General features: G+C 63.4%; 7 protein-coding genes. 5 read left to right on the top strand and 2 right to left on the bottom strand.

The annotated features are described in order from the left end of the window. The coding region (locus BUE39_RS33410; RefSeq protein WP_143169545.1) for a helix-turn-helix domain-containing protein at positions 1-260 on the bottom strand (260 nt) is incomplete at its 3' end. A 165-nt stretch (positions 261-425) separates the two neighbouring features. Then, positions 426-902 (bottom strand): universal stress protein, encoded by a 477-nt coding sequence (locus BUE39_RS33405; RefSeq protein ID WP_073432953.1) that lies wholly within the window; start codon positions 900-902, stop codon positions 426-428. Positions 903-1,157: 255 nt separating this feature from the next. Here BUE39_RS33405 and arcD point away from each other — a divergent pair, with 255 nt between their 5' ends. The 5 genes from arcD to BUE39_RS33380 form a co-directional block, all read left to right on the top strand. Further along, complete coding sequence (gene arcD / locus BUE39_RS33400) at positions 1,158-2,639, top strand: arginine-ornithine antiporter (protein ID WP_073432952.1); 1,482 nt, start codon at positions 1,158-1,160, stop codon at positions 2,637-2,639. Positions 2,640-2,664: 25 nt separating this feature from the next. Further along, positions 2,665-3,882: an arginine deiminase gene (locus tag BUE39_RS33395; protein ID WP_073432951.1), complete on the top strand. Its 1,218-nt coding sequence runs from the start codon at positions 2,665-2,667 to the stop codon at positions 3,880-3,882. A gap of 37 nt (positions 3,883-3,919) precedes the next feature. Continuing rightward, entirely contained in the window at positions 3,920-4,918 is a 999-nt protein-coding gene (gene argF / locus BUE39_RS33390; RefSeq protein ID WP_073432950.1) for an ornithine carbamoyltransferase, read from the top strand. Between the two features lie 10 nt (positions 4,919-4,928). After that, on the top strand, positions 4,929-5,837 hold the full coding sequence (arcC, locus tag BUE39_RS33385; RefSeq protein ID WP_073432949.1) for a carbamate kinase: 909 nt from the start codon (positions 4,929-4,931) through the stop codon (positions 5,835-5,837). A gap of 278 nt (positions 5,838-6,115) precedes the next feature. Continuing rightward, on the top strand, positions 6,116-6,861 hold a 746-nt coding region (locus tag BUE39_RS33380), incomplete at its 3' end, for a type VI secretion system Vgr family protein (protein ID WP_200799541.1).

Raw genomic sequence — 6,861 nt, 5'->3', positions numbered from 1 at the left:
TCCCGGATCAGGTTCAACGCGCGCTCGGCCACGCCGTCTGCCAACTGGTAATTGCTCGGGTGTCCACGATGCCGTGACAGCAGTCCCGAAGCACCCTGGCTGCGATAGCGCACCGTCAACCGCTCAACCTGACGCCGGCTCAGACGGAGCCGTTCTGCGGCCTGCCATGTCATCAGCATGCCGTCGACCACCGACTGGATCGTCCTGAGCCGGTCTACCTCGCGCATCGTCATGGTGATCGTCCCGGATGTCGTCGTCATGCGAGCCTCCCGTCAAAGGTCAGCCAGCATGACATGCGACGTTTCAGCTTTGCCCAGGTACGACACTACAGCTTTGCCGTAACATCCGTCCGGGTGATAATTTGTATTATGTCAATCAACGCATACTCCCGACGCACGTCCACTTCATAAACTCCCAACCCCAACTCAAAGCCCCGAAGGTATTCCATCCAGATCCCTCGGAGATCCCACCACAAGCACCGGAACGTCCGCGCGCCGCAAGAACGCTTCCGCGACGCTGCCGAGCAACAACCGCCCTATGCCGTGCCGGCCTTGCGTACCCATCACCACCAGACCAGCACCCTGGCGTTGCACGCAACGGCCGAGGCAGTGAGCGACATCGTCCGCTGCATTTTCTGCTTCCTCGATCTCCGTGTCGCCGGGCACGCCACGTTCGGTCATGGCCCGGCGCGCTTCGTCGAGAGCAATGCGGCCGTCTTCACGTAGCACGTCACGAAGCTGATTCGAGTCGACATAGCCCGCATACCTGGACACGCCCCAGGGATGCACGATGTACACCGCGTGAAGCCGCGCCTGCGTAAGCTGCGCCATGTCGAGCGCTTCGTACAGCGCCCATCTGGACGACTCGCTGCCATCCAGCGCGACGACGATCTTCTGATACATGACCCGCTCCTCGTAGACGTTGCAGGAATCCCGCTCGACGGCCGGATACCTGCGTATCGCCACAGCTAACTGGATCATCGGCGCGAATACGTTCGGTCGCCTGACCTGCATCAAGCAAGCGCGTGACAGATCGTCCGACTTCGCGTTCTCCCCAGCCCGACCGGTCCGCGGTCGTCGGGTGAATGATCCAGATCAATGGACCCATCGCCATGAAGTGACCTAATCCACTTACCAAAAAAAACGGCGAGGTCCGTCATGAAAAACCTGGCAGGTTCACTCCCGGCCTCCGCTTCCGCGAAGCCGGCCGATAGCGCTGCGAGCGTGGGCGCCAAACCATTGCGCCTCGGCTTGCTCACCGCTCTGGTGATCGGTTCGATGATCGGCAGCGGCGTGTTCTCGCTACCGCAGAACATGGCCTCGGGCGCCGGGGCCGCCGCCGTGCTGATCGGCTGGCTGATCGCCGGCGCGGGCATGTTGATGCTCGCATTCGTCTATCAGACCTTGACGACGCGCAAGCCCGAACTCGACAACGGCATCTACGCCTATGCGCGGGCCAGCGCCGGCGACTTCGTCGGCTTCAATTCGGCGTGGGGCTACTGGGTCAGCGCGTGGATCGGCAACGTCGGCTATCTCGTCATCGTGTTCGGCACGCTCGGCTACTTCTTTCCCGTGTTCGGCGACGGCAATACACGTGCCGCGGTGCTCGGCGCATCCATCACGCTGTGGATCATGCACGCGGTGATCCTGCGCGGCGTGCGCGGCGCGGCGGTGCTCAACGCGATCACCACGGTCGCCAAGATCATCCCGCTGCTGTTGTTCATCGTGCTCGCGGCAGCCGCATTCAAGGGCCATGTGATCGCACAGGACTTCTGGGGCAACGTGAAGCTCGGCAGCGTGTTCACGCAAGTCAAGAGCACGATGCTCATCACCGTGTGGGTGTTCATCGGCATCGAAGGCGCCAGTGTGTTCTCGGCCCGCGCGCAGCGGCGCGAGGATATCGGGCGCGCGACCCTGCTCGGCTTCGCCGTCGTCCTGGTGCTGCTGATGGCGGTCTCCTTGTTGTCGCTCGGCATCGTCCCGCAAGGCGAACTCGCCGCGATGAAGAACCCGTCGATGGCCGGCGTGCTCGACCGCGCGGTCGGCGCCTGGGGCGCGGTGCTGATCAGTCTCGGTCTGCTGGTGTCGGTCGGCGGCGCATTGCTGGCCTGGACGCTGTTGGCGGCCGAAACGCTCTTCACACCGGCGGACGGCGGCGTCATGCCGAAGTTTCTGGCCCGCGAGAATAGTCACGGCGTGCCGGCCAACGCGCTGTGGGTCACCAACGGACTGGTGCAGTTGTTTCTCATCATCACGCTCGTATCCAGCGCGACTTATCAGGCGCTCATCTCGCTGGCGACTTCGATGATCCTGGTCCCGTATCTGTTCTCCGCCGTCTACGCGACCCGCATCGCGATGCGCGGCGAAGGTTATGCGCCGACGGACAACACGCGCCTCCGCGACCTGCTGATCGGCGCGGCCGCAACCGTTTATTGCTGCTGGCTGCTGTACGCCGCCGGTCCCAAGTATCTGCTGCTCTCCGCCCTCCTCTACGCACCTGGCGTGCTGCTGTACGGCTGGGCGAAACGCGAACGCGGCGCGCGTCTTTTCAAGCCTTTCGAAGTGGTGATCCTCGCGGCCCTGCTCGTCCTCGCCGCCGTGGCGGCATGGCTGCTGTCCACCGGCGCGCTCGGCCTTTGATCCGTCAATCTCCAGGAGAATCACAATGACATTCGGCGTTTATTCAGAAATCGGCCCGTTGCGCAAGGTCATGGTCTGCCGCCCCGGCCTCGCCCAGGCGCGCCTGACACCGGCCAATTGCCGCGAGTTGTTGTTCGACGACGTGCTGTGGGTATCGCAGGCGAAGAACGATCATTACGCGTTCGTCAGCACGATGCAGGAGCATGGCGTCGACGTGCTCGAGATGCACGATCTGCTGACCGATATTCTGCGCGGCCGCGAGGCGCGCGAATGGGTGGTCGAGCGCAAGCTCGCGCCCGGCACGGTGGACGATGAACTGGCCGCGCAACTGCGGCCCTGGCTCGATGAAATGAGCGCTGACGAGCTGGCCGAACGCCTGATCGGCGGAATCGTTCGAGCCGAGTTGCCGTTCGAGCCCGCCGGCCTGCTCGCGCAATGCACCCCGCCCTCGGGCTTCATTCTTCCGGCGTTGCCGAACACGCTTTTCACGCGCGACAGCAGTTGCTGGATCAACGACGGCATCGTGCTCGGATCGATGTACTGGCCGGCCCGGCAACAGGAAACGCTGCTTGCCGCGGCCATCTACCGGTTCCATCCGCTCTTCAGCGGCGGCACGCGCATCTGGTGGGGCGACCCCGACACGAACCACGGGGGCGCCACGCTCGAAGGCGGCGATGTGATGCCGCTATCGCGCGACGTCGTGTTGATCGGCATGGGCGAGCGCACCTCGCCGCAAGGCGTCGCGCAACTCGCGCGGTCGCTGTTCGCCCGCGAATCGGTCAAGCAGGTCATCGCCGCGCAACTGCCGCGCTCGCGTGGCGCGATGCATCTCGATACCGTCTTCACCTTCTGCGACCACGACCTCGTGACGATCTTTCCCGAGGTGGTCGACGCGATCCGTTGCACGACCTTGCGTCCCGGCAGCATGCCGGGTCAGCTCGACGTGCGGCCCGAGAAAGCGCCGTTCCTCGACGTGGTCGCCAGGGCGCTAGGCATCGCGACGCTGCGCACCGTCGCCACCGGCGGCGATACGTGGGAGTCGGAGCGCGAGCAATGGGACGACGGCAATAACGTGATCGCGCTCGCGCCGGGCGTGGTCGCCGCCTACAACCGCAACGTCTACACCAACACGCTTTTGCGCAAGGCGGGCGTGGAGGTCATCACGATTCCGAGCGGCGAACTGGGACGCGGCCGCGGCGGTGGCCATTGCATGACCTGTCCCATCGAACACGCCCCCCTCTGACGCCCGCGCGCGCGTCGCACTTCTGGAGAATTCGCTCATGGCATTCAATCTACGCAACCGCAGTTTGCTGAACATGCAGGATTTCACGCCGCGTGACATCCGCTTTCTGCTCGACCTCGCCGCCGAACTCAAGCGCGCGAAATATGCAGGCAACGAAGTGCCGCGCCTCACCGGCAAGAACGTGGCCCTGATCTTCGAAAAGACCTCGACGCGCACGCGTTGCGCCTTCGAGGTCGCCGTGCACGACCAGGGCGGCCACGTCACCTACATCGATTCCAGCAGTTCGCAACTCGGCCGCAAGGAGTCGCTCAAGGACACCGCGCGGGTGCTCGGACGCCTCTACGACGGCATCGAATATCGCGGCTTTCATCAGAGCATGGTGGAGGATCTCGCGACCTATTCGCACGTTCCGGTATGGAACGGCCTCACCGACGAATTCCACCCGACGCAAGTGCTCGCCGATCTGCTGACCATGCAGGAATTCGGCGAAAAGCCGCTCCACGAACTGTCGTTCTGCTACCTCGGCGACGCCCGCTTCAACATGGGCAATTCGCTGCTGATCGGCGGCGTGCAGATGGGCATGGACGTGCGTATCGCCGCGCCGCGCGAGTTGTGGCCGAATGACGAACTGGTGGAACAGATGCGGCATCTCGCCGAGCGAACCGGCGCGAGCGTGACGATCGTCGAGGACCCGCATGAGGCCGTGAGCAACGCCGATTTCATCTACACGGATGTGTGGGTGTCGATGGGCGAACCGGTTCAGGCGTGGGGCCCGCGCATCGATCTGCTGCTGCCCTATCAGGTCAACGCCGCGCTGATGAAAGCCACCGGCAAGGCGCGCACGCACTTCATGCACTGCCTGCCCGCCTATCACAATCTCGATACGGAAACCGGCCGCACGATCCACGAGCATTTCGGCCTGTCCGAACTCGAAGTGAGCGACGAAGTGTTCGAATCGAATGCGTCGATCGTATTCTCCCAGGCTGAAAACCGCATGCACACCATCAAGGCCGTGCTCGTGGCGACGCTCGCGTAAGGGACTTGAGATGCGCATTCTGATAGCGCTGGGCGGCAACGCGCTGCTGCGCCGCGGTGAACCGATGACGATGGCGCACCAGATCGCCAATATCCGCCGTGCCGCGACGCAAATCGCGCGGCTCGCTGGTGAGCATCAACTGGTGGTCGCGCATGGCAACGGTCCGCAGGTCGGACTGCTGGCGTTGCAGGCCGCCAACGGCAACGCGGAGGACGCAGCGCCGCTCGATGTACTCGACGCCGAATCCGAAGGCATGATCGGCTATCTGCTCGAACAGGAACTGGCGAACGCGCTGCCGGCCGCGCGGCAGGTGGCCACCCTGCTCACGCGCGTCGAGGTCGATGCCGACGATCCGGCCTTCGCGCATCCCACCAAACCGATCGGCCCGGTTTATACGCAGGCGCAGGCCGAACTGCTTGCGGCGCGCAATGGCTGGCGTATCGCGCCTGATGGAAGCGGCTTCAGGCGTGTCGTGGCGTCGCCGAAGCCTCGGCGCATCGACGCACTAAAGCCGGTTGAATGGCTGCTGGAGCACGACGCGATCGTGATCGCGGCCGGTGGCGGCGGCATCCCGGTCACGCTCGCGGCGGACGGGCGAACGCGTACCGGCATCGAGGCCGTGATCGACAAGGATCTGTGCAGCGGGTTACTCGCCGCGAATCTGAGCGCCGACCTGCTGCTGATCGCGACCGACGTGGATGCCGTCTATGCCGACTGGCATACGCCGAGCGAGCGGGCGCTGGGGGAGATATCGGTGGCGGCATTGCGGTCGATCGCGTTTCCCGCCGGATCGATGGGCCCCAAGGTGGAAGCGGCGTGCGATTTCGTCGCGCGTACCGGCAAGCGCGCGGTGATCGGCTCGCTCGAGCAGATCGAGGAAATGGCGGCGGGAACGGCGGGTACGCAGGTTACGCGGTGAGTGGGAGGGTGCGGTGTGGTCGATCGGTTCTTCGCGGTTGACCATGCCCTTGTCTCGTGGAATGGATTAGGTAATCCGGCTATCGCCGTTTTATACCGGCTTCGTAATCGGTATATTCGAGGGCCTTTGGCTGGATTTACAAAATATGCCGTCGGCATATTCAGGCTCGGCAATTCATGCCGCTCGACATTCATTGACGTTGAATAGCTGGCCGTTTCGTCTGAAGTTCCCTAAAATCGCGCGGAGCGCGGTCGCTCGATCCAACAAGACGAGGCGGTATGGGAGCGCAGGACATAATCGGGGCAATAAAGGGCGGACTCGTCCAGAGCGACCGTCTGCTGAAACTGGATAGTCCGCTGGGCGGTAATGTTCTTCTGCCGCAGCGGGTTATTGGCCATTCGCGGATTGGCCGCCATTACGAATTCACCGTTGATGTCGTTTCCACTTCCGGTGCCATTGAACTCAAAACGCTGATCGCGCAGCCCGTCACGCTGTGGATCCAGCAGACCGACAAATCCTATCTGCCTCATCACGGCTATGTGCATACCGCGCGACGCCTCGGCTCGGATAACGGACTCACGAGTTATCAGCTCGGCTTTGCCTCGTGGATGCATTTCCTGCGCTTTCGCAAGGACGCGCGGATCTGGCAGGACAAACCCGCCGACGAAATCCTCACCGATGTCTTCAACCTGCATCCACAGGCCCAGGGCGCATTCCGCTTTGCGCTGAGCCGGCCCCTGCCCCCGCGTTCGTTCTGCATGCAATACGAGGACGACTGGAACTTCGTGCACCGGCTGATGGAAAACGAAGGGCTGTTCGGCTGTTTCGAGCAGGCTGGCGACGGCCAGTCACATACGCTCATCGTCACGGACAACCTCGACGCGTTCCGGCCGCTTTCACCCAAGACCGTCCGTTTCTATCGAGCGGGTACGAACAGCGAAACCGATGCACTGGTTCAGTGGTCGGGCACAAGAACGCTTCAGAGCACCACGCTCACGACGCGCACCTTCGATTACAAGGCACC

The sequence above is a fragment of the Paraburkholderia terricola genome, from assembly GCF_900142195.1.
In the GTDB taxonomy this organism is placed as follows: Bacteria; Pseudomonadota; Gammaproteobacteria; order Burkholderiales; family Burkholderiaceae; genus Paraburkholderia; species Paraburkholderia terricola.
Note: the sequence above shows the minus strand (reverse complement) of the source record. Positions and strands in the feature narration are given on the sequence as shown.

What these genes read in the sequence shown, in the direction of transcription:
- BUE39_RS33395 (WP_073432951.1), top strand. Translation starts at nt 2,665, where the DNA reads ATGACATTCGGCGTTTATTCAGAAATCGGCCCGTTGCGCAAGGTCATG.
- arcD (WP_073432952.1), top strand. Translation starts at nt 1,158, where the DNA reads ATGAAAAACCTGGCAGGTTCACTCCCGGCCTCCGCTTCCGCGAAGCCG.
- BUE39_RS33405 (WP_073432953.1), bottom strand. Translation starts at nt 902, where the DNA reads ATGTATCAGAAGATCGTCGTCGCGCTGGATGGCAGCGAGTCGTCCAGA.
- arcC (WP_073432949.1), top strand. Translation starts at nt 4,929, where the DNA reads ATGCGCATTCTGATAGCGCTGGGCGGCAACGCGCTGCTGCGCCGCGGT.
- argF (WP_073432950.1), top strand. Translation starts at nt 3,920, where the DNA reads ATGGCATTCAATCTACGCAACCGCAGTTTGCTGAACATGCAGGATTTC.